The organism is Sphingobacteriales bacterium (genome assembly GCA_012517435.1).
Lineage (GTDB): Bacteria > Bacteroidota > Bacteroidia > CAILMK01 > JAAYUY01 > JAAYUY01.
Genome location: JAAYUY010000200.1, coordinates 1 through 3023 on the forward strand (window position 1 = coordinate 1; position 3023 = coordinate 3023).

General features: G+C 42.6%; 2 protein-coding genes. Both read left to right on the plus strand.

All coding sequences use genetic code 11. From position 1 onward, the window contains the following. The first annotated feature begins 419 nt into the window (after positions 1-419). Positions 420-1820 (plus strand): class II fumarate hydratase, encoded by a 1401-nt coding sequence (gene fumC, locus GX437_11140; GenBank protein NLJ08216.1) that lies wholly within the window; start codon positions 420-422, stop codon positions 1818-1820. Positions 1821-1841: 21 nt separating this feature from the next. Then, positions 1842-3023, plus strand: a 1182-nt coding sequence (locus GX437_11145; protein ID NLJ08217.1) for a M24 family metallopeptidase, incomplete at its 3' end; no start/stop codon positions are given.

Sequence of the window (3023 nt, forward strand, 5' to 3'; positions counted from 1 at the left end):
AATCAACACCCAGCTAAGTCCCTAAAGGACTATCTTATGGTAACACCAACAAAATAAAAGAACCAAGTCCCGTAGGGACGACCCATTTCCTTGTAAATGATGTGTGGCAGCTTTGATAAGTGTTGTTTTGCCTGACTCACCTCCAAAAAGAGAGTGGTTTAACCCATTTTACAACCTGTAAAAGAATTAACTTAAAGCAGGCAGTCAGCAGTTTGTATGCATGGACATCAGCATTACAACCCGTATTAAAAAAACGCAACTTGTAGCATATCCGGATCTGAGAGAAAATCAATCTGATAAAAAATAAAAGTCAAAAATCTTATCGCAAATATTTCTCACCCTGAATTCCGCATAAAAATTTTAACTTTCGTTTTTCAAAAAAATGCTAAAAGTTTAAAATAACCTCAAAATCTGATAAAATGAAATACAGGATTGAAAAAGACACGATGGGAGAAGTAAAGGTTCCCATTGAAAAATACTGGGGAGCACAGACCCAGCGTTCGCTTGAAAACTTCAGAATCGGGAGTATTGGCGACCGAATGCCCATTGAAATCATTTACGCATTTGCCTACCTGAAAAAAGCTGCCGCACTGGTCAACTTTGAACTGGGAAAATTGCCTGAAGAAAAAGCCTTACTGATAGCTCAGGTATGCGATGAAATTCTGGCAGGACAACTGGACGATCAGTTTCCGCTGGTGGTTTGGCAAACCGGCTCAGGAACACAATCCAACATGAATCTGAATGAGGTTATTGCCAACCGCGGCCACGTCATCAAAGGCGGAAAACTCACTGACGAAAAGAAATTTCTGCATCCGAATGACGATGTCAACAAATCACAAAGCTCAAACGACACCTATCCGACAGCCATGCATATTGCTGCCTATAAAATGATTGTGGATAAAACCATTCCGGGCATTGAAATGCTGAAAAGCACACTGGAAGAAAAATCAAAAGCCTTCATGCAGGTTGTTAAAATCGGAAGGACTCATTTTATGGATGCCACACCCCTTACACTTGGGCAGGAGTTTTCAGGCTATGTTTCTCAGCTTGACCACGGATTAAGAGCCATCGAAAGTGCTTTATTCCACCTCTCGGAACTGGCACTGGGAGGCACGGCAGTAGGAACCGGACTGAATGCACCCGAAGGATATGCCGAAAAAGTTGCTAAAAAAATAGCCGATCTTACAGGCTTGCCTTTTGTTACGGCTGAAAATAAATTTGAATCGCTGGCAGCACACGATGCTTTTGTCGAAATGTCGGGAGCACTGAAAACAGTGGCTACCAGCCTGATGAAAATTGCCAACGACATCAGAATGCTGTCTTCCGGGCCTCGCTCCGGAATAGGTGAGATTTTTATTCCTGAAAATGAACCCGGCTCATCTATTATGCCAGGAAAAGTCAATCCCACACAAGTCGAAGCACTGACAATGGTTTGTGCTCAGGTTTTTGGCAACGATACTGCCATTACCGTGGGTGGAATGACCGGCCATTTCGAACTGAATGTATTTAAACCCATGATAGCTTTCAACCTACTGAATTCTGCACGCCTGCTGGGAGATGCTTGTGTTTCTTTCAATGACAATTGTGCAATAGGCATTGAACCCAACTATCCCCGTATCAAACAGCTTGTTGAGCAATCGCTGATGCTGGTAACGGCCTTAAATCCGCATATTGGCTATGACAATGCAGCAAAAATTGCCAAAAAAGCCCATAGAGAAGGGACTACCCTGAAAGAAGCTGCTATTGCCCTCGGGCTGGTCAGTGCAGAAGATTTCGACAAATGGGTCAGACCGGAGAATATGGTGGGAAATCTAAAATAAATCAATGTAAATCTATCACTTATGACAAGATACGATCCGATTCCTGCCAGCTTTTTCATGAAAAACAGGCAGAAACTGGCCGCCAGGCTAAAACCCAATTCCATCGCCATCATCAACGCCAATGATCAGTTCCCTAAAAACGGAGACCAGACATTTCCTTTCAGGCAAAATGCCGATTTGTTTTACCTGAGTGGGCTGGAACAGGAAAAAACTATTCTTTTGTTATTTCCGGATTGCAAAGTCGAACGTAACCGTGAAATAGTGTTTATCCTCGAAAGCAATGAGTCGCTTGAAATATGGGAGGGACATAAATACAGAAAGGATGAGGTAACGGCTATTTCCGGAGTTCAAAATGTTATGTTTCTCGGGCAATTTGAAATGGTGCTGCACGAACTGTTGGCCTCGGCTGAAAATGTTTATCTGAATCTGAATGAACATCCCCGCTTTACTACTGAAGTCCCTTATCGCGACAAACGTTTTTCTGCATGGATGCATGAGCACTACCCACATCATCACTTTGAAAGGCTGGCCCCACTGATGACTCAGCTCAGGCTGAAAAAAGAACCTGAGGAAATTGACTTAATGAAAAAAGCTATTGAAATAACACATAAAGGCTTTTTAAGAGTTTTGAAAACGGTAAGGCCGGGGATGAAAGAATATGAGCTGCAGGCCGAAATAGACCATGAATTTACCATCAGCAGGGCAAGTGGCCATGCCTATCAGCCAATTGTAGCTTCAGGGAAAAATGCCCTTTGCCTCCACTATGAAAGCAATAATGACGAAATGAAAGACGGGGATTTGGTGTTGCTTGATTTCGGGGCAGATTATGCCAACTATGCTTCAGATTTGAGCAGAACTATTCCGGTGAACGGCAGGTTTACGCCTCGTCAGAAAGAAGTATATCATGCAGTGCTGGAAACCTTTTATGAAGCCAGAAATTTGATCAGGCCAGGAACTACTATTGATGAAATCAATGGCAATGTAAACAAAATCATTGAAAAACAATGTATTAAACTGGGGCTGTTCACTGAAGAAGATGTTAAAAACCAAAACCCTGATAAACCACTGTATTTCAAATACTTCATGCATGGGAATTCCCATTTTCTTGGCCTTGATGTTCATGATTGCGGCACCAAACAGACAATACTCGAACCGGGGATGGTTCTCACCTGCGAACCGGGAATTTATATTGCCGAAGAAAAC

Excerpts from the sequence above, each read along its gene's own strand:
- fumC (NLJ08216.1), top strand. The coding sequence starts at position 420 with ATGAAATACAGGATTGAAAAAGACACGATGGGAGAAGTAAAGGTTCCC.